Raw genomic sequence first — 20,017 nt, 5'->3', positions numbered from 1 at the left:
CGGGGCAGCGTGAACGCGACGGTGGCTCCACCACCGGGCGTGGCGTGCAGGCGCACCTCGCCGCCGTGCCGTTCGACGATGCGGTTCACGATCGCCAGCCCGGCTCCGTGACCGCCGCCGTGCTGGTCCCGCTTGTGCAGCCTGCGGAACAGCCTCAGCACCTCGGTGCGGTGCTCGGGCGGGACGCCGATGCCGTTGTCCCGCACCCGCACCTCGTCCTCGCCGACGAGGGCGACCGACACCGTGCGCGGCCGTTCCTCGCGGGCGTACTTCGCGGCGTTCACCAGCAGGTTCACCAGCACCTCGGACAACCGGTCCGGATCGGCCCAGACCGGTTGTCCGGCCGGGGGCAGCTCGACCTCGACCTCGTGCTCCGCCAACCGCGGACCGGCGACCTCCAGCGCGGCCTCGACGGCGTCGCGCAGGTCGACGTCGGTGCGGCGCAACGCGCCGTCGCCCAGCTGGGCGAAGTGCAGCAGGGAGTTGATCAGCTCGTCCATCCGCTGGGCCAGGCGCTGCACGGTGTCCAGCCTGCGGACCGTCGTGGCGTCCAGGTCCTCGGCGTCCTCGCGGATGAACGCCGTCGAGTTGAAGATGCCGCGCAGGGGCTCCTTGAGCTCGTGCGCCGCCACGTGCGCGTACGTGCTCAGGTCGTCGTTCGCGCGGCGCAGCTCGTCGCTCAACGTCGTGAGACGGGCGTTGTGCCGCACCACCATCGTGGTGATCGCCCGGCCGAACTCCCCGGCGACGGCCTCGTCCGACGAGGTCCACGGCACGCAGCGGCCGCGCACGACGGCCTGGTAGACCGCCGACGACCCCCGCGGGGTGAGGCGCTCGCCGAGTTCGCCGAGCCGCACCGGCGTGTTCGGGTCCGTCGCCCACGTCCGGCTCGCCCGGCGTTCGGGGCGCACCCACGCGATCAGGTCGTCGGTGCCCGCCGCCAGCGCGAGCACCAGCACCCCGCTGAGGTGCTCGGCGTGCGCCGCGAGGGACTCGTCGTGCGCGGTGAGGTTGTCCGTGCTCCACACCTCGCCCGCCTCCAGGTCCGGCAGCACGGCCCACAGCGCGGCCAGCCCCGGCCGCAGCGGGTCCTCGTCGTCGCCGCTCACGACCGTGGTCCTGCCGTCCAGCCGCAGCACCACGGTCGTCGCGTCGATCAGCTCGTGCAGGAGGTCGACGCTGGTCGTGACGGACTGGGTGATGTCCGTGTTCAGCTCCGTGACCAGGCGGGACAGGGCCGTTCGCGTGTCGTGGCGGGCGCGGGAGGTCTGCGCCTCCTCCAGCGCGGCGAGTTGCAGGGACAGCGTGACCCCGAAGAACTCGCAGGCCGCGCGCACCTCCGCGTCCAGGCGGCGTGGCACGACGCCGTGGCACGCGATGAGCCCCCACAGCGAGCCGGAGCGCAGCAGGGACACCGACATCGAGGACGCCACGCCGATGTTGCGCAGGTACTCCAGGTGGAACGACGAGACGGTGCGCAGCGTGGAGTCGGACAGGTCCAGCGGCGCGCTCGTGCCCGGCAGCACCTGCGGCAGCACCTTGGCCGTCTCGTCGTCCACGTCGTAGATCACCCGGATCCAGTTGCGCTCGTACAGCCGCCGCGCCTGGGGCGGGATGTCGGTCGCCGGGAACCACAGGCCGAGCCACGGCTCCAGCCCGTCGGCCACCGACTCGGCGATCACCTCGCCGGGACCCGCCTGGCCCTCGAACCGGTAGGCGACCACCCGGTCGTACCCGGTCAGCGCGCGGATCTCGGCCACCGCCGACGCGCACACGTCGACCACGGTCCACTCGTGCTGGAGCTTGGTCAGCGACGTGCGCAGGCGCGGGTAGAACTGGGAGAAGCGGAACGCGGCCTCGACCGGGCGCGGCTCGAACTCCAGCACCGTCCGGCCGTCCGCGCGGTACACCGTGACGTCGAAGTTCTCCCCGGAGCCGGGCAGCACGAGCCCGCACAGCCCCCGGTCGCCGGTCGGGGCGTCGAGCGTGGCGCGCACGGCCTCGACGCCCTCGGCGCCGATCAGCGCCTCCAGGGGAGTGCCGAGCAGCGCCTCGGGGGTGGGGCCGAGCACGGTCGTGGTGTTCTCGCTCGCGACCTCGACCACCCCCGAGTCGTCCGTGGCCAGCAGCGCGCCGTAGGACTGGATGCCGCCCAGCAGGTGGATGGGCTCGGTGAGGCACACGGTCAGGTCGAACGACGTCGTGCCCGCCTCGGCCTCGGCCTGCGCCGCGCGGACCCACTCCGCCCCCAACTCGTCCTGGGGAACACCGGGAAGCCGCTGCTCGTCGTGCATACTCGATCCTGCTTCCGGTGGGCTCGGCTCCGTCGTGAAGACCATTCACGGGAGCACGGAACGGAGGTGTCGGCCAGATGATCGCAGGCGATCCGCCGTTGTGGCCGGACCTGCTGCACGCGCTGTGGCGGACCGCGTTCGCCGCGGGGAGCACCAAGGTCTTCGCGAAGGAACTCTACCTGGGTCTCCTGGAGCTGCCGCACGTCCGCGGGGTGCTCGGGGCCCGGATCGGTCCCGGAGGGGCCGTGCCGGTCGTGCGCTGGGCCGACCACGACCACGGGGTGGCGACCGGCCCGGCCGGGCTCGCCGAGGACGTCGTCCCGTGGGTCGAGGGGTCCGGCCCGCTCGCGACGGTCGACTTCGGCCAGGCGAGGGTCGCGGTGCTGGGCGTCGACGAGCTGGCGTCGTTCGCCCCCGGACTGGGCGCGCGCGTGCGGGGCGTCGGCGGCACCACGGTGGTCGCGGCCTCGTTCCGCGCCGCGGCGGGGGACAGCGGGCTGCTGCTGCTCAGCCTGGCGCGCGAGCCAGGGGACGACGTGGTCGCGAGGGCGTTGGGCCAGGTCGCGGACGTCGTGATCGCGGCGGACGACCGGATCGCCGACCAAGCGCTGCTGGACAACCGGCTCGCGGCCGACGCGGTGCTCGCGGAGGTCTCCCTGAGGCTGGCCCGGTCGCTGGACGTGGAGGAGACGCTGCGGGCGGTCGTGCGGATGGTGGTGCCGGGGCTCGCAGACGGGGCCGCCGTGCACATCCGCCGGGACGGGGCGCTGGTGCAGATCGCCGCCGCGCACGTGGACGTGCACCGGGAGCGCCTGCTCAACGACCACCTGCGCGACGGCCGGTGGGCCGGGGTGACCTCGCAGGACGACGACGAGAACCGGCCGCGGTCGTCGCGGCTGCCCGAGGACGTCGGCCTGGAGCTGATGACCAGCGCGGTCCTGCGGGCGCGGGGCCGGGTGCTGGGCGTGCTGACGTTCTTCTACCGCTCCGGGGTGCGGCGGACGCCCACGCGGGAGTTCGTGCAGGACATCGCGACGCGGGCGGCGCTCGCCATCGGCAACGCGACCCTCTACGACGAGCGCCGCGCCGAGGTCGAGGAGCTGCAACGGCACCTCCTGCCCGCGGTGCTGCCCGAGCTGGACGGCGTCGAGGTGGCGACCGGGTACAACGTGGCCGGTCGCCAACTCGACGTCGGCGGCGACTTCTACGGGGTCGTGCGGCAGCCGGACGGCCGGTTCACCGCGCTCATCGGCGACGTGTGCGGTCGTGGCGCCGGGGCCGCCGCGCTCACCGGCCTCGCCCGGCACACCGTGGAGACCATCCTGGAGACCGGCGGGCAGCCGGACGACGCGGTGCGCCAGCTCAACGGGAAGATGCTGCGGAACAGGGTCGGGAAGTTCCTCACCATGGCCACGGTCACCTTCGGCACCGCCGGTCCCGAAGGCCTGCCGATCCGGTCTCTCACGGCTGGGCACCCGCCGCCGATGATCGTCCGGCGGGACGGCCGGGTGGAGGAGACGGCCTGCCTGGGGCAGCTCGTCGGCGTGGTCGCCGAGCCCTCGTTGACGCTGGTGGACGACGTGCTCCACCCCGGTGACTGCGTGGTGCTGTTCACCGACGGGCTGATCGAGGCGCGCGACGGTGCCGGCGCGTTCTTCGGCGACACCGACCTGGAGACCACGCTCGCGGCGCTGCACCACCTGCCGCTGCCCGAGATGGCGGACACCCTGGTCGCGGGGGACGGGCGGTACGCGGTGGACGACGACGCGGCGGTGCTGCTGATCAGGTACCACGGCCCTCGGGTGCTCGACGCCGACGGGCGGACGTGATGGGAGGTCCTGTGACCGCGGACGAGGACCAGGTCGTGCTGGTCGTCGAGGACAGCGACGAGGACCGGGAGGCGATCCACCGCGCCCTGTCGCGCTCGCACCCGGAGCTGGTGCTGGAGTTCCTCCCCGACGGCCACCTCGTCGCGGACCGGTTGCGGGACCCCGGCCTGACCCGCCCGGTGCTGGTGCTGCTCGACCTGAACATGCCGGGGGCCGACGGCTACCGCGTGCTCGCCGACATCCGCTCGGACCCGGACGCGCGGGTGCGGGACGTGATCGTCGTGGTGTTCACCTCGTCGACGACGTCCTCGGACATCGACCGGTCCCGCGAGGCGGGCGCGGACAGCTACGTCTACAAGCCGGTGAACTTCGCGCTGTTCCGGACGGTGCTGCAAGGGGCGGTCGAGTACTGGCACGCCAACGGCTACGCGCGGCCGGACGCGGCTGTGGGCTGACGCGGTTCCCTAGGATGTCGCGGGTGTCCCTCCTGGAGCGTCTGCGCGCCGAAACCCGCGCCGCTCACCGCGCGCTGGAGGACGACCTCGACTTCCTGTCCCGGCTGACCTCGCCGTCGCGTTACGAGGACGTGCTGGCGGCGTTCCTCGGGTTCCACGAGCCGCTGGAGCGGGCGTTGACGGAGTCCCTCGTGGCCCACCGACTGCCGTGGGAACCGCTGTCGGACGCCGAACGGCTGGTGGCCGACCTGCTCCGGCTCGGCTGGAGCCCTTCGCGCGTCGCGGCGCTGCCGCGCTCGTCCCCACCGGACGTGGCGGCACTGCCCGCGCTCGTCGGGTCGCTGTACGTGCTGGAGGGCGCGAGGCTCGGCGGTCGGCTGATCACGCGGTGGGTCGGGGACGCGCTCGGTCCGGTGCCGGTGTCGTTCTTCGCCGGGGACGGGGACGCGCGCCGGAGGTTCCGGCGGTTCTGCGCGATGGCGGAGGACGCCGTGCCGGCCGAAGACGCGGGGACTGTCGTCGAGGCGGCGAACGCGCACTTCCTGCTGTTCCGCGACTGGTTGTCCGCCGAGGCCGTCGTCGGGTGAGCGGGCGACCTCGGGGAGGGCCCACGCCGCACGGCGCGGGGTGGCTCCCGCACGGGTTCCACCTCGACAGCCACTCGCACGCGGACGGGCAGCTGGTCTACGCGGCCGCGGGGGCGTTGGCGACCACGACCGAACGTGGGACGTGGGTCGCGCCCGCCAACCGGATCACCTGGACACCGCCGGGGTTCGAGCACTCCCACCGCTTCTACGGCGAGACCGACGCCCGCATCCTCGCGATCCCCGCCGAGCTGTGCGGCAGGCTCCTGGCGCATCCCGGCGTGTTCGCGGTGAGCCCGCTGGTGCGCGAGGTGCTGCTCGCCCTCACCGGCCCGCGACGGCGAAGTCCGGTCGCCGAGCGGCGGCTGCGGGCCGTGATGATCGACGAGCTGGTCGAGGCCCCGGAGCAGTCCTTGCACCTGCCGGAGCCGCGTGACGACCGGCTGCGCGCCGTGACGGACCTGCTGCGCGCCGAGCCGGGTCGGGGCACGACGCTGACCGAGCTGGGGCGCATGGTCGGGGCGGGCGAGCGGACGTTGAGCCGCCTGTTCCACACCGACCTCGGCATGAGCTTCCAGCGCTGGCGCACGATCCTCCGCGTCCACCACGCCCTGGTGCACCTGACCGACGGCCGGTCCGTCACCGACACCGCGATCCTGTGCGGGTGGTCCAACCCGTCCACGTTCATCGAGGCGTTCACCGCCGTCGTCGGGCAGACACCGGGTCGGTACCAAGCCTCGATGAGCCCCGCGGGGGAGTAGTTGGCGGGTTTCCGGTATCCGGTGGCCGCATAACGGTGGGGCGCAAGGGTGTCGAGGGCGCACTGTGGTGATCGACAGGGACACGCCCTCGAGAGAACGGACAGCGCATGGCACACGAGAACGAGCGCACCACGGTGGTCGTCGTGGGAGGCGGTGTCGCCGGACTCGCGCTCGGCACCTTCCTGCTGCGCAGCGGAATCCCTTGCACCATCCTGGAAAAGCGCGGCCGTGACCACGTGGAGAACCGGCAGCGGGCCGGGGCCCTCGACGGCGAGGGCGTCCGCCTGCTGCGGAAGTGGGACGTCGACGTGGTGGCCGAGGACGTCGGCGACGAGGTCGGGGACCAGGAGATGCCGCTGCTGGTCGACGGGGAGAAGCGGTTCTGGCGGATGGACGACCAGGACGGGGAATCGGTGTTCTGCCCGCAGCAGGTCTTGGTCCGAAACTTGATCGAGGTGTTCCTCCGGGACGGCGGCGACCTCCGGTTCGAGGCCGAGGACATCACGTTGTCCGGCGTGGACACCGAACATCCCGTTGTCCGGTACCGGGATTCGTCGGGTGCGACGACCGTGATCGACTGCGACTTCGTCGCCGGGTGCGACGGTCACCGCGGGATCAGCAGGGCAGCGATCCCCGAAGGCGTCCTGCGCTGCGACACGCACGAGTTCGGCTACGCCTGGCTGACGATCCTGGCGGAGGTGCCCGCCGATCCGCCCGCGGTGATGGCCGTGCACGACCGCGGGTTCGCGGCCCAGATCACCCGAGGCCCGAACGCCAGCCGGTTCTACCTCCAGTGCTCGGCGACCGATCACGTCGACCGGTGGTCGGACGAGCGGATCTGGGCCGAGGTGGAGGCGAGGTTCGGCGCTTCATTGCCCGTCAGGGGACCGATCGTGAGCAAGCAGGTGGTGCCGTTGCGCGGGGTCGTGTTCAGCCCCATGAGCCACGGCGCGCTCCACCTCGTCGGCGACGCCGCGCACCTCATCTCCCCGATGAGCGCCGAGGGGATGAGCCTCGCGCTGCACGACGCCGACACGCTCGCGCGCGCTCTCGTGAAGCACGTCGAGGAGGGCGACGACAGCCTGCTGAAGGCGTACTCCGACACGTGCCTCGACCACACGTGGGACCGGCAGGCGGCCGCGGTGTGGATGACGGAGACCATGCACGAGTCCGGTGACGCCTCCGCCGCGGGCGAGTTCCGCAGGCGGATCGCGAGGGTCAACCTGGAAACCCTGCTGCGACCACGGGAAACCGCACCGGACCGCTCGGTCTGAGGTGTTTCGCTCCACGACGGACCAGCGGCTGCCGATCGGGATTGTCGGACCGCCCCAATAAGGTCTGCGGCACCGGAGCGGCGTGAGCGGGACCCGTGACACCGTGAATCCTTTGTGGACGTTCACTCGCGGCGGCTTCGGAGCGGTGGTCGGAGACGAGGAAGGGGCGATGTGAGCACGTCCAGATCGGGCTTTCCCGCTAAGTGGGTGCCGCACGTTCACGTGCGGCGTGGTGGCGGGGTGCGGGATGACGTCGAGGTCGATGTCGGTGCGCTGGAGAGGGCGCGGTCGGTGCTGGCCGGGGACGTGGCCGCCGTGGAGGCGGTGTTGAGCGAGCCGTCCAGTGATCAAGTGTTGGTCGCCGCGGCACGGGCGCAGTTGGCCGGTGAGGTGACGCCGTTGGGCGCGGCGGTGGTGGCGGTGTTGCAGGGGTCCGAGTCGTGGGCCGCCGACGCGATGGTGGTGGAGCACGGGGTGGCGTTCGCCGCGCGGGCCGCCGTCGAGGTGCGCCGCGCCGAGACCTACCGGACCCAGTTGAGGCGGGTTTCCGTTCCGGTGCCGGTCGGGTCCGGGGTGCGGACGGCGCGGCGCGTGCGGACGTTGCTGGCGCGGGCGTCCGACGCGGAGCACCGGGCGGCCGAGGAGGCCGTGGCCGCCGACCGCACCGACCTGGGCTCGATGGTGTCCGCGGCCTACCTCTTCCCGCACCGGCGGGACTGGGTCGACGAGGCGTTCGACGAGGTCGAGCGGTCCAACGCCAGTGGGTACGACCGGGTGCGAGCGTTCGCGCTGCTGACGTACTCGGTCGACACCGTCGACAGGCTGGAGCGGGCCCTGACCGCCCGAGCCGTGGGGCGGTACCTGAGGCACGGCAAGGACGGCCTGTACACCCTGGTGGACGGGATCGGCCCCGACGCCATGCCCGCTCTCGCGGTGCTCCTGGACCCGAGCCCGGAACTGGACGGCGATGTCCGGGACATGGTGCTGGAGGCGATGGCCGAGTTCCCGACGGCCGGGACGTTCGACGCGCTGCTGACCCGACTGAAGGCCAAGCGGGTGCTGCCCACCCTGGTCGACCTGTCCCGCCGGGAGCCCGTCGTGGCGCTGCACCGGTTCGCCGCGTCCGGCGACCCCCTGGTGAGGCGGCTGCTGGAACGGCACCTCAAGAGCCATCCGGACCTGGCCGACCTCGACGACCTGCCCGACGCCGCGCGGGAGGCGGCCGAGGCCGTGCGCGCGGCGGCCCTCGCCGTGGCGCCCGCGGAGGCACTGCCCGCCGTGCTCGTGGACCCGCCGTGGGTGACGGAGGTCGTGCGCGTGGAGCCGGTGGTGGTGAAGGGGCTCAAGGCGGTCGACCACCAGGCGGTGGAGTGGGAACCCGGTGAGCGGGAGGAGTACTCGGGCGGGGTAGACAGGTACCGCCAGGACGTCGACTGGTCCGGGCACCTCGAGCAGTACCGGGCCGGGACGCTCTACAGCGTTCAGCAGGTCGACCTGTTCCTCCGCGGTCCGGTCGAGGAACTGCGCCCCCTGGTGGCGGGGTGGGACGTCGTCGCCCTCTCCCTCGGTCCGGCCCACGGCAAGCGGCTCCTGGCCCGCTTCGGGGTCGACGCCATCCCGAGCGCGCTGGCCCTCGCGGCGCTGACGCGGGAGGACAAGGACGTCCTGGTGGCGCCGGTGGTGTCGCTGAAGACGGCGAAGCTGGTCGCGAGGTGGCTGGTGAAGCTCAAGACGGCCCAGGAGTTCGCCCCGGAGTGGCTGCGGCGGCACGCCGAGCACGCGGCCCGGTTCCTGGTGCCCGACGCGGTGGGCAAGCCGGGCGCGGCGCGGCAGGCCGCGGAGGCGGCGCTGCGGGTGATCCCGGAGCAGGCCGCGGTCGCGGCGCGCGAGTACGGGCCCGAGGCGGAGAAGGCTGTCGAGGTCGCGCTGGCGACCGTGCCGTCGGTGGTGGCCCCGAAGATCGGCGAGTGGCTCGACCCGATCGTGCTGCCCCCGGTGCTGGTGAGCGGGACGGACCAGGCCTTGTCCGCCGACGCCGTCGGCAACCTGCTGGTGCTGCTGGCGTTGAGCACCCTGGAGGAGGAGCACCCCGGACTGGGGGCCGTGCGCGCGGCGTGCGACCCGGCGTCGCTCGCCCGGTTCGCGTGGGAGTTGTTCGAGGTGTGGCGCACCAACGGGATGCCGTCCAAGGACGGGTGGGTGCTGCCGTCGCTCGGCCTGCTGGGCGACGACGGGACTGCGCGAGCGTTGGAGCCGTTCATCCGCGCGTGGCCGGGGGAGTCCCAGCACGCGCGGGCGGTGGTCGGGTTGGACGTGCTGGCGGCGATCGGCACGGACACGGCGTTGGGGGCGTTGAACAGCATCGCGCAACGGGTCAAGTTCGCCGGGATCAAGTACCGGGCGCAGGAGAAGATCGAAGAGGTCGCGGAGGGGATGGGGCTGACCGCCGAGCAGTTGGGCGACCGGCTGGTGCCCCACTTCGGTCTGGACGACGCCTCGCGGATGACCGTCGACTACGGGACGCGGCAGTTCACGATCGGGTTCGACGAGCAGCTCAAGCCGTTCGTGCTGGACGAGTCGGGGCGTCGGCTCAAGGACCTGCCGAAGCCGGGGGCGAAGGACGGTGAGGGGGCCGTTGAGGAGCACAAGCGGTTCGGGCAGGTGAAGAAGGACGTGCGGACGATCGCGGGCGACCAGGTCGTCCGGTTGGAACGGTCGATGGTCCGGGAACGCCGGTGGCCCGCCGCGGAGTTCCGGGCGCTGCTGGTCGAGCACCCGTTGCTGCGCCACCTGGTCCGGCGGCTGGTGTGGGTCACCGATGCCGGAAGTTCGTTCCGGGTGGCCGAGGACGACAGCTTCGCGGACGCCCACGACGACACTTTCGTCCTGCCGGACAACGCCTTGGTCGGGGTGGCGCATCCGGTGCACCTGGGCGAGTCCCTGGCGGCGTGGGGCGAGCTGTTCGCCGACTACGAGATCCTCCAGCCGTTCGCGCAGCTGCAACGACCGGTGTTCCGGTTCACCGAGGCCGAGCTGTCGTCGCGGGAGTTGCACCGGGTCGACGGCGTCTACGTGGAGGTGGGCAGGCTGCTGCGGTTGACCAAGGGCGAGTGGGAACGCGGCTCGCCGATGGACGCGGGCATCGAGAACGAGATCCTCCGCCCGCTGCCCGACGGCGGCGCGATCGAGGCGACCCTGGATCCGGGCCTGGTGGTCGGCGAACCGCACGAGTCCGGGCCGCAACAGCTGCGCGAGGTCCGCCTGCTCGGAAGCGGGGGCACGTTCGCCGACCTGAGTCCCGTCACGGCGTCGGAGGTGCTGGCCGAACTGGCCACGTTGACGAGCTGACCCGTGGCACCCGGCACGTCCACCCGTGCGGCGTGCCGGGTGCTAGTCGCCCTGCCGGATCCTCGCCAGCCAGTCGAGGACGAGTGCCGAGCACAGGTCCGGCTGTTCGAAGAGGACGTTGTGGCCTGCCGCGTCGAGGGAGGCGAACGACGCTCGCGGGTAGTGGTCGATGCGGTTCCAGGCGTCGGAGTGGCCGACGACGTCGTCCTGCCTGGCGGTGATGTGCTGGGTCGGCCGCACGAAGGGGTCGGGGTGCTTGTCCTCGGGCTCGTGGTCGAGGGAGTAGTTCTTCGTGATGCGGTCCAGGGCGGTCTGGTCCGCGCCGTCGAGGCCCGGCAGGAGGTACTGGGCGAACGCTCGCGCGTCGTCCGGCGACTCCACCACGGCGACCTCCCGGTACTGGTCGAGCGCAGCCCCGAGGAGTGGCTCGACAGCGGGGTCCTGCCTCAGCACCGTTCTCGGCGGCACGGTCCGCCGGTCGTGCTGGGCGATGAAGACGCCTGCCAGGGTGGCGAGCCCGAGGACCCGCGAGCGCAGTTCGTGGGCGACGTGGCGGGCGATCATCCCGCCGAACGAGCTGCCCAGCACGGCGAACGGCTCGTCGCCGACGCGCGCCAGGACCTCCTCGACCACCGCGTCCGCGACCTCCTGCGAACTGCTCACCGAGCCTGCCGGTGACCCGGTCGCGCCGGGGAGGTCGAGGTAGATCCGCCGCCAGCCCCCCGAGCGCTCGAACGTCGGCTCCAGCGGGAGCAGGCTTCGATGGTCAAGGCCGAATCCGTGCAGGAGCACCACGGGGGTGCCGGAACCGCTCTCGAGTGCGAACACGCTGCGAGAGTAGGCGAAGGGCCGTGGTGGGCGCATCGCGGAATGCGACGCCCGACAAGCCCACCCCGAGCGATCCGCTCGGGGCGGGCCCGCCGGCAGGCGTCAGCGTTGCAGCGTCAGCACACCCGGCCGCCAGGGCAGGCGGTTGTAGTCGCCGCCCGCGCTCGGGTCCTTGCCCTGGTAGAGGAACTGGAGGTTGCAGGGGTCGATGGTCTTGGTCTGGTCGGGGTTGCTGCGGACCAGGTCGCCGTGGCTGATGTCGTTGGTCCAGCTCGCACCGCTGTTGGCCCTGCCCGCGAACGGGTTGCTCTCGCTGGCGGCCTGCGGCGTCCACGACCCGCTCAGGCTGCTGGACGTGAACGAGCGGAAGTAACGCCCGTTGCTCCCCATCGCCTCGACGATCATGAGGTACTGGTTCTGGTCCTTGACCTTGTAGACCTCCACCGCCTCGAACAGGTTGGCGGTCGTGTCGCTCATGATCTGCGTGTACGACGAGCCGAAGCTGCCGGGGAAGTTCCCGATGGGCATGCTGGCGCGGTAGATCTTGCCGTTGTCACCCGCGAAGAACAGGTACATGTTCGAGCCGTCCGCGATCAACGTCTGGTCGATGGGTCCGGTGCTGGAGTTGGGGATGCTGCCGGTGAACAGGGTCTGCTGCGCCGACCACCCGTTCGCGTTGGTCGGGTCGCTCGACGTCCGGTAGCTGAACGCGGTCCCGCCCCACTGGTAGGCGAGGATCCACACGTTCTTCGGCGCGAAGTAGAACAGCGTGGGCGCGACGGTGCCGGAGTTCATCCCGTTCTGGCTCGCCGAGGCCATGTCCGACCAGTTGGTGAACGTGCCGAAGTTCATCGAGCCGTACGACGCCGACGAGTTGACGTTCGACCCGTAGACGAGGTGCTTGCCGTTGTAGACGACGCTGGTGAAGTCCTTGAGCGACAGCCAGCCGTTCTTCGGACTGGCCAGCGACCCCGTCGACGACCAGCGGTAGCTGGACGGGAGGGAGCACGAGCCGCTCGGGGCGTCCAGCTTGACGAGCTGCCACTGCTGGTTGGACCCGTTCGCGTCGCCGTACTGGACGACGGCCGCGCCGTCCGCGGTCGACGCGCCGGTCACCTCCACCGCCTTGCCGCTGTTGCGGTTGATCAGCTTGACGTAGCCGCTGTCGGTGTCCACGAGGCTGAACTGCTGGTTGGTGCCGTTGAGGTCCGTCCACTGCTGGACCTTCGCGCCGTCGGCCGTGGACTTGCTGTCGATGTCGAGGACCTTGCCGGAGTTCTTCGACTTGAGCTTGTAGTAGCCGCTGCCGGAGTCCACGAACTGCCACTGCTGGTTGCCGAGGTCGTGCCGAGCCCACTGCTGGACGGCCGCGCCGTCGGCGGTGGAGGTGCCCGCGACGTCCATCGCCTTGCCGCTGTTGCGGTTCACCAGCACGTACCACGCGCTGGTGTCGACGGTGGCCGCCGACGCCGAGCCGGTGTCGAGCGCGACCGCCGAGCCCGTCGCCAGTACGGTCGCGAGCAGGGCGGTCAGCGCTCGACCCCATCGGCCGCGACCCCCGCGGCGGGGTGGTGCGGTCGGCCGGGCTTGGCCCAACGGTGTCATGGTGGTTCTCCTTCGACATCAGGGCCGCACGGGGCCCGAGGTGGCAGGGGTGGGAGTCGGGAGGCGGTCAGCGGTAGCCCGCGGCGACGACGTTCGCCTGCACGGCGTTCTCGGTCGCGTCGGAGGGGTAGCCCGACACCACCGCCCCTTCGTAGAAGGTGCCCGCGCTGAGGTTCGCGCCACCGCCGGGTTTGCAGCAGTCGCCGCCGCTGCCGAGGACGATCGCCCCCTGCTTGCGCATCGGGCTGTAGCCGCTCGGCAGGGCGCCGTCGTAGAGCGTGGTCAGGCCGCCGGACTGCGCGTCGCTGCCCTTGAGCGCGAACCGCGAGGTGCCGTTGTTCTTGAGCACCGCCGTGACGAACTTGCTCGTGAACGCCCGCTGGTTGGGGTTCCAGCTCTGGCTGCCGCCGGGGTAGAGGCCCCATTCCAGGTCGGCCTGCACCCACGGGCCGGACCCCGAGCAGCCGCCGAACCAGCACTGCTTGCCGAAGTTGATCGCGTCCATCGCGCCCGCGGCGTCGGCCTTGCGGGTGGTCTCGCTGTTGCCGTAGTCGAAGCAGCAGCCGCTGTTGACGTGCGTGCCGCTGGTGACCATGTACATGCCCTCGGGCGCGCTGCCGGTGGGGACGCCCGTCAGGTGCCCGTCGCGCCAATAGCTGTTGCCTGCGTTGATGTACAGCGAGTAGGCCTTGGAGCCGCCGACCGTCAACGACTCCGTGGTCGCGGTAGCCGGACGGCTCTGGCTCGACCCCGGCACGACGCTCGACCCCTGGTACCACAGGTCGTTGCCGCGGCCGGACTGGTCGTAGACCACCGTGATCACGCACGAGGTGCCCGAGCAGAACGAGTCCTGCGCGGCGGCGTTGGCGACACCGCCCGTGGTGAGCACGCCGATGTCCCTGGTCGCGCTGTCCGACGCGCGCCTGACCTGGTAGAGGGAGCCGCCGTAGGAGCGCAGGAGGGCGCGCACCGTGCTGTGGGCGGCGACGCAGGGCGTGCCGCCCGAGGCGTAGAGGTCGCACGGGCCGCTCGCCTGGGGCGCGGAGGTGGTCCACTTCTGGTTGTCGCGGCCGTGGCAGGTCCACAGGATGACCGCGGTGCCGTTAGCCGTACCCGCGCCGTTGACGTCCAGGCACGAGCCGGACCCGGTGATCGAGCCGTCGCTGTTGTGCCGCCACTGCTGGGTCGCGCGCCCGTCGCACGACGAGATGACCGCGGGCGTGCCCGGCGAGGTCTGGCCGTTCTGGGCGTCCACGCACCGGGTGCCGCTCGTCGTCCGCAGCTCGCCCGCCGAGGTGAACTCGAACGCCTGGGCGCTGCCGCCGGTGCAGTCCGCGATCTCCAGCGCGGTCCCCGCCGTGCCGGAGTCGCCCTTCACGTGCAGGCAGCGCCCCGAGGCGACGCCGACCAGGGGAGCGGTCGCCGCCGACGCCGCGGGCGGTCCGACGACCCCCGTCACGAGCAGCACGGCCAGGACGGACACGACCACGCGCCGCGGACGGCCGGGCGGGATCAAGGATGACAGCCTCATTGCGATCTCCTCGGACGGGCGAAAGGCGCTTCCGGGCGGGCCGCTGACAGCGGCGTGCCGAATGTTAGCGATCACAATCTAGCTCGCGGCTAGTCGGGGCCGGTGGACTGAATAGAGCAATTCTGCCGAATTCGTCCGCTTATTTGCCGTGATGATGGAGTGAACTGATCGTTCAGCTAAATATTTAGCGCTAACATCGATCTTGCGAAATCGTTGACCCGGTCGAGTCGGCGCTGCCACCATGGCACTCCACCGGCGCACGGCGGGCGTCCACAGAGGACCCATCGTGCTCCCGCGCTCTTGGCGACGTGGCCCAGGCGAAGGAGGAAGCACCGTGCTGCTCACAGGTCGACGGCGTTGGTCGTGGCGAATTCCGGTCGTGATCGCGGTACTGGCCCTGGTGTCCGGTGGTGTCGTGGTCTCGGTGGCGCAGCCCGCCGCGGCCGCCACCTCGATCACGCTCGACGGGACGTCGGGAGGCCGCACCTTCGACGGGGTCGGCGCGGTCAGCGGCGGTGGCGGCAACAGCAGGCTGCTGATCGACTACCCCGAACCGCAGCGCGGGCAGATCCTCGACTACCTCTTCAAGCCCTCCTACGGGGCCACGCTGCAAATCCTCAAGGTCGAGATCGGCGGCGACACCAACTCGACCAGCGGCGCGGAGCCGAGCCACTCCCACTTCCGCGGTGACCTCGACTGCTACCGCGGGTACGAGTGGTGGATCGCCGAGCAGGCCAAGGCCCGCAACCCCGGCATCAAGCTCGTCGGCCTGCCCTGGGGCGCGCCGGGCTGGATCGGCGGCGGCAGCTTCCTGTCCCAGGACATGATCGACTACCTGCTGAGCTGGCTGGGGTGCGCGCGGCAGCACGGGCTGACCATCGACTACCTGACGGCAGCGCAGAACGAGAAGGCGTGGAGCGTGCAGTGGGTGGTCGACGTCCGCAACGCCCTCAACGCCAACGGCTACAGCTCGGTGAAGGTCATCGCGGGCGACTCGTATCCGGGCGACTGGGGTCCCGCGGGGCCGATCTCCGGCAACACCGCCTACCGCAACGCGGTCGACGTGCTCAGCGCCCACTACACGTGCGGCTACCTCAGCGCGCAGACCTCGTGCACCGTCCCGTCGAACGTCTCCTCCTCGGGCAAGGTGCTGTGGTCCAGCGAGAACGGGTCGCAGGACTACAACGACGGCGCGAAGCCGCTGGCGCGCGGCATCAACCGGGTCTACCTCGACGGGAAGATGACCGCGTACCTCAACTGGGACCTGGTCGCCGCGACCACGCCGAACATCCCGTGGCCGACCGTGGGCCTGGTGCTGGCCAACCAGCCGTGGTCCGGCCACTACGCGGTGGGCAAGGACGTGTGGGCGCTGGCCCACACCGCGCAGTTCACCGCCCCCGGCTGGAAGTACCTCGACTCCTCCAGCGGCTACCTCGGCGGCAACCGCGCCAACGGCAGCTACGTCACGCTGAAGTCCCCCAACGGTTCCGACTACAGCACGATCGTCGAGACCGCGGACGCGACCGCCACGCAGACGATGGACTTCACCGTCGCGGGCGGCTTGTCCACTGGCACGGTCCGGGTGTGGTCGACGGACCTGAACTCCGGCAGCACGTCCAGCCACTTCGTCCGCTCGGCCGACATCACGCCCTCCGGTGGCCGGTTCTCGCTGAGCGTGCGGCCCGGTTTCCTCTACAGCCTCACGACCACCTCGGGCCAGGGCAAGGGCACCGCCACCAGCCCGTCCTCGGGGTCGCTCGCCCTGCCCTACGCCGACGACTTCGAGCGGTACGCCACCGGCAAGGAGGCCGCGTACCTGATGGACATGGAGGGCGCGTTCGAGACGGCCTCGTGCGGCAGCGGGCGGTCGGGGACGTGCGTCCGCCAGGCGTCACCGCAGAAGGCCATCCCGTGGAAGACCGAGACGGCGCCGTACGCGCTGCTGGGTGACGTGGGCTGGAGCAACTACACCGTGTCCGCCGACGTGCTGCTGGAGAAGTCCGGGCACGTCGAGCTGCTCGGCCGGGTCGGCGGGCAGAAGACCACCGACCAGGGCGCGGTGAACGCGTACTACTTCCGGGTCGCCGACAGCGGCGCGTGGTCGATCCTGCGCAACGACACCAACCGCCAGGTCACCACCCTGCGCAGTGGCACGACGTCCGCGCTGGGCACGAACCGCTGGCACACCCTCGCGCTCGGCTTCGAGGGCAGCACGATCACCGCGCGGGTGGACGGGGCCGTGGTGGCGACGCTGACCGACTCCACCTTGGCGGCGGGCCAGGTCGGCATCGGCATCAGCCAGGGCGAGACCGCGCGGTTCGACAACCTGAGCGTGCTGCCCGGCTCCGGTGGCGGCGGAACGGTCTCGCCGCTGCGCAACACCGCGTCGGGCCGCTGCCTGGACGTGCCCAACGCGTCGCAGACCAACGGGACGCAGACGACCCTGTGGGACTGCAACAACGGGTCCAACCAGCAGTGGTTCCTCGGGTCCTCGAAGCAGTTGCGGGTGTACGACACCAAGTGCCTGGACGCGGAGGGCGAGAGCACCGCGCCCGGCACGAGGGTGATCATCTGGGACTGCACGGGTGGCGCGAACCAGCAGTGGACCGTCAACTCGAACGGCACCGTCACCGGTGTCCAGTCCGGCCTCTGCCTCGCCCCGAACGGAGGTTCCACGGCCAACGGCGCACCCGTGGTCCTCGCCACCTGCGACGGGGGGAGCGCTCAGCGGTGGAGCCGCGGGTGACCGCGAGTAGCCGTGCTCAGGGAACGCTCGGCTCCGGCGTGGTGGCGGGCCCGGTCGCGGCGGTCCCACCACGTGAGCATCGGGGTGGCCATGACGGTCGTGACGAGCGCGACCACGACCAGGACGCTGAACAGCTCCTTCGTCACGATGCCCGCGGCAAACCCGACAAGCAGGCCCTCCTCCGCTCGCCGTCCACGGGCGGGTCCGGTGGTGGCGCGTAGGATGCGGCTGTCGGTGCGGCGGGCCCGCTGAGTCGTGCGGTGGAGGAGTTCCATGTCGGAGGTGCCCGGTGTGCCCCCGGCGCAGCAGCTCCTGGTCGGGATCGCGCGGCTCGGTCAAGCCATCCGCATGGACGCGTGGCGCAACAACGGGCCGCACAACCTCTCCCCCTTGCAGGCCGACATCGTCACCTTCCTCGCCGAGGAAGCTTTGCCCCGCAGGCAGGGCGACATCGTGGCGGCGCTCGCGTCCACGCCGCCCACCGTGTCCGACGCCGTGAAGTCGTTGCGCGCCAAAGGACTCCTGGAAGGTGTTCGCGACCAGAAGGACGCCAGGGCGATCGTCGTGCGGCTGACGCCCGAGGGGGAGTCGGAGGCTGGCCGGCTCGGCGACGTGTCGCGGGCGATGAGCGAGGCGTTCTCGGTGCTGTCGGAGGCGGACCTCGCCGCGATGCTCCGCGGTACCGCCGCCGTCGTGAAGGGGTTGCAGGACCGGCACGCGATCCCGGTGTCCCGCATGTGCCTGACCTGCCGGTTCTTCCAGCCGGACGCCCACCCGGAGGACGCGCGCCACCCGCACCACTGCGGGTTCGTCGACGCGCCCTTCGGCGACGCTCAGTTGCGGGTCACCTGCCCGGACCACCAACCCGCGGAGTAGCCGCCCGGAACTCGCGCGTGGACGGCACGAGCGCGGCGGCCGCGGGGGCGGCGAAGCAGACGACGGCGCACACGGCCAGCACCGGGCGTGCCCCGAAGTGGTCGATGGCCGGGGCGATCAGCGCGAGGCCGACGGGCGCCAGGCCGTAGGAGAGCAGGAAGTCCAGTGAGGACACCCGAGCCAGTTTCGCGGGCTCGACCTCCCGTTGGGTGCCGGTGAACCACGGCACGTTGAACAGTTCGATCCCCAGGCCCGCCACGACGTACGCGCCGACCACGACCGCCGCGGGCACGGGGAGCAGCAGGCTCAGCGGCGCGAACCCGTAGACGCCGAGACCCGCGAGCGCCACCCACCCCTGGGCACGCGGCCGCCAGCGGGCCATCAGGACCGCGCCGACGAGCGCGCCGAGCGTGTACGCGGTCAGGGCCGCGGCGAGCACGGCCTCCGTGCCGTACCGGTCGCGGCTCACCAGCGGCAGCGCGACACCGGTGGCGGAGTAGCCGGTGGCGATCACCGCGGTCAGCGCGCCCAGACCGGCCAGGAACCACGGGTGCCTGCGGGCTTCCCGGAGGCCGTCGACGAAGTCGGCTGTGAAGCGGGGACGGGTCGTCGTGACCGCCACCCGTGCGGTGCCCGCGGGCGGGAGGACGGCGGCGACCAGCCACAGGACGCCGGTCGCGATCAGCAGGACGGGGGTGTCGACGAAGACCGCCACGAGCGCGGTGAGACCGGGCGCCACGAGGGTGGTCACCCGCACGGACAACGTCATGGCCGCGTTCGCCTGCTGCCGCCGGTCCTCGGCGACGACCTCCGCCGCGAGCGCCTGGTACGCGGGGCGACACGCGCCCTGGCCCGCTCCCACCGCCGCGGCGGCCACCGCCATCACCACCGTCGACCGCCCCACACCCAGTGCGATCAGGGGTGACGCGGCAGCGGCGACCAAGCCCGCCCACAGCAGGATGCGCCGTCGTGGGTACCGGTCGGCCAGCACCCCGGCCACCGGCACCGCGACGAGGAACCCCGCCGTGCGCGCGGCCAGGACCACGCCCAGTTCCACCGCACCGATCGACCGGTCGAGCACCGCAAGGCCGAGGATGAACGGCAGCGCCCACGTGGCCAGGCCGGACGCGGTCGAACTCGCCCAGAGCCGGAGGAAGTCCTTGCCGCGCAACGCCGATCGCGTCACCGGTCACCCGCGACGTGCTCGGCCCAACGCCTGAGCACCTGCTCGCCCTCCGCGGCCACGGCGTGGATCTCGTCCGGGGTGATGGTGGTTCCCGCCGGCAGGTGCGGTGCGGTCGCTTCGAGCGCGTCGGCGTCGAACTCGACGTGGAACTGGAAGCCGTACGACGAGCCGACCCGGAACGCCTGCTGTGGGTACAGGTCCGAGCCCGCGAGCCGCACGCCGTGCTCGGGCAGGTCGAACGTGTCGTGGTGCCAGTGCACGACCGGCGGCCGTGGTCCCGCGGGCCCGAGGACCGGGTCGGCGAGCCCGGCGGGCGTGAGCGCGACCGTGCCGACACCGACCTCCAGGTCCGGGCCCTGCCACACCCGTGCGCCCAAGGCCGCGGCGAGGAGTTGCGCGCCCAGGCACACGCCCAGGACCGGTTTGTCGAGGCCAACGCACTTCGCGATGAGGTCGCGTTCCCGTGCCAGGTGCGGGTGGGCGTCGTCGTCGAACGCTCCCATGGGGCCGCCCATGACGACGAGCACGTCGAGGTCCGCCGCGTCCGGCAGGGGCTCCCCGTCATAGGCCCGGACGACCCGGCAGTCCGCGCCGACGGCGGCCAGCGCGGGGGCGATCAGGCCCGGACCTTCGAACGGGACGTGCTGGACCACCACCGCTCGCACGGCGACCTCCTCTTCCGCGCTGTCGACGGCACCAG

General features: G+C 71.9%; 15 protein-coding genes. 8 read left to right on the top strand and 7 right to left on the bottom strand.

Features of this window, described 5'->3' with window-relative positions; all coding sequences use genetic code 11:
* Positions 1-2,294 (bottom strand): ATP-binding protein (locus tag ACFWW9_RS15130; RefSeq protein ID WP_390376815.1); only part of this gene is annotated, 2,294 nt, incomplete at its 3' end.
* A gap of 77 nt (positions 2,295-2,371) precedes the next feature.
* On the opposite strand from ACFWW9_RS15130, the gene ACFWW9_RS15125 reads away from it, so the two are divergent.
* The 6 genes from ACFWW9_RS15125 (at position 2,372) to ACFWW9_RS15100 (ending at position 10,545) form a co-directional block, all read left to right on the top strand.
* A complete protein-coding gene (locus ACFWW9_RS15125; protein ID WP_390376812.1) occupies positions 2,372-4,123 on the top strand; it encodes a PP2C family protein-serine/threonine phosphatase in 1,752 nt (583 codons plus the stop codon).
* An 11-nt stretch (positions 4,124-4,134) separates the two neighbouring features.
* Positions 4,135-4,578, top strand: a complete 444-nt coding sequence (locus tag ACFWW9_RS15120; protein WP_390376809.1) for a response regulator — start codon at positions 4,135-4,137, stop codon at positions 4,576-4,578.
* Between the two features lie 23 nt (positions 4,579-4,601).
* A complete protein-coding gene (locus ACFWW9_RS15115) occupies positions 4,602-5,165 on the top strand; it encodes a biliverdin-producing heme oxygenase (RefSeq protein WP_390376806.1) in 564 nt (187 codons plus the stop codon).
* Positions 5,162-5,923 carry a helix-turn-helix domain-containing protein gene (locus ACFWW9_RS15110; protein ID WP_390376804.1) on the top strand — a complete coding sequence of 254 codons (762 nt, stop codon included), beginning with the start codon at positions 5,162-5,164 and terminating at the stop codon, positions 5,921-5,923. Before ACFWW9_RS15115 ends, ACFWW9_RS15110 begins: the two co-directional genes overlap by 4 nt.
* Before the next feature lie 107 nt (positions 5,924-6,030).
* Entirely contained in the window at positions 6,031-7,197 is a 1,167-nt protein-coding gene (locus ACFWW9_RS15105; RefSeq protein WP_390376801.1) for a 4-hydroxybenzoate 3-monooxygenase, read from the top strand.
* A gap of 207 nt (positions 7,198-7,404) precedes the next feature.
* Positions 7,405-10,545: a DUF4132 domain-containing protein gene (locus ACFWW9_RS15100; RefSeq protein WP_390376798.1), complete on the top strand. Its 3,141-nt coding sequence runs from the start codon at positions 7,405-7,407 to the stop codon at positions 10,543-10,545.
* A 42-nt stretch (positions 10,546-10,587) separates the two neighbouring features.
* On the opposite strand, the gene ACFWW9_RS15095 is transcribed toward ACFWW9_RS15100, so the two are convergent.
* The 3 genes from ACFWW9_RS15095 to ACFWW9_RS15085 all read right to left on the bottom strand — a co-directional run bounded on the left by ACFWW9_RS15095 (position 10,588) and on the right by ACFWW9_RS15085 (position 14,509).
* Positions 10,588-11,373, bottom strand: a complete 786-nt coding sequence (locus ACFWW9_RS15095; RefSeq protein WP_390376796.1) for an alpha/beta fold hydrolase — start codon at positions 11,371-11,373, stop codon at positions 10,588-10,590.
* 102 nt (positions 11,374-11,475) lie between these two features.
* The gene (locus tag ACFWW9_RS15090) at positions 11,476-12,978 is read right to left on the bottom strand and encodes a non-reducing end alpha-L-arabinofuranosidase family hydrolase (RefSeq protein WP_390376793.1); all 1,503 of its coding nucleotides are present in this window, start codon (positions 12,976-12,978) and stop codon (positions 11,476-11,478) included.
* A gap of 67 nt (positions 12,979-13,045) precedes the next feature.
* Positions 13,046-14,509: an arabinofuranosidase catalytic domain-containing protein gene (locus ACFWW9_RS15085; protein ID WP_390376790.1), complete on the bottom strand. Its 1,464-nt coding sequence runs from the start codon at positions 14,507-14,509 to the stop codon at positions 13,046-13,048.
* Between the two features lie 379 nt (positions 14,510-14,888).
* Between ACFWW9_RS15085 and ACFWW9_RS15080 the strand changes: the two genes are divergently transcribed.
* Positions 14,889-17,255: a ricin-type beta-trefoil lectin domain protein gene (locus ACFWW9_RS15080; RefSeq protein WP_390376787.1), complete on the top strand. Its 2,367-nt coding sequence runs from the start codon at positions 14,889-14,891 to the stop codon at positions 17,253-17,255.
* Here the strand turns inward: ACFWW9_RS15080 and ACFWW9_RS15075 are convergent.
* Positions 17,234-17,530 (bottom strand): hypothetical protein, encoded by a 297-nt coding sequence (locus ACFWW9_RS15075; protein WP_390376784.1) that lies wholly within the window; start codon positions 17,528-17,530, stop codon positions 17,234-17,236. The two genes, ACFWW9_RS15080 and ACFWW9_RS15075, sit on opposite strands and share 22 nt — an antisense overlap.
* On the opposite strand from ACFWW9_RS15075, the gene ACFWW9_RS15070 reads away from it, so the two are divergent.
* The gene (locus tag ACFWW9_RS15070) at positions 17,529-18,131 is read left to right on the top strand and encodes a MarR family winged helix-turn-helix transcriptional regulator (RefSeq protein WP_390376781.1); all 603 of its coding nucleotides are present in this window, start codon (positions 17,529-17,531) and stop codon (positions 18,129-18,131) included. The two genes, ACFWW9_RS15075 and ACFWW9_RS15070, sit on opposite strands and share 2 nt — an antisense overlap.
* Here the strand turns inward: ACFWW9_RS15070 and ACFWW9_RS15065 are convergent.
* A complete protein-coding gene (locus tag ACFWW9_RS15065; RefSeq protein WP_390376778.1) occupies positions 18,100-19,317 on the bottom strand; it encodes an MFS transporter in 1,218 nt (405 codons plus the stop codon). The two genes, ACFWW9_RS15070 and ACFWW9_RS15065, sit on opposite strands and share 32 nt — an antisense overlap.
* The gene (locus ACFWW9_RS15060) at positions 19,314-19,982 is read right to left on the bottom strand and encodes a type 1 glutamine amidotransferase (protein WP_390376776.1); all 669 of its coding nucleotides are present in this window, start codon (positions 19,980-19,982) and stop codon (positions 19,314-19,316) included. Before ACFWW9_RS15060 ends, ACFWW9_RS15065 begins: the two co-directional genes overlap by 4 nt.
* Between the last annotated feature and the right edge of the window lie 35 nt (positions 19,983-20,017).

The organism is Umezawaea sp. NPDC059074 (assembly GCF_042738955.1).
Taxonomy (GTDB): domain Bacteria; phylum Actinomycetota; class Actinomycetes; order Mycobacteriales; family Pseudonocardiaceae; genus Umezawaea.
Note: the sequence above shows the minus strand (reverse complement) of the source record. Positions and strands in the feature narration are given on the sequence as shown.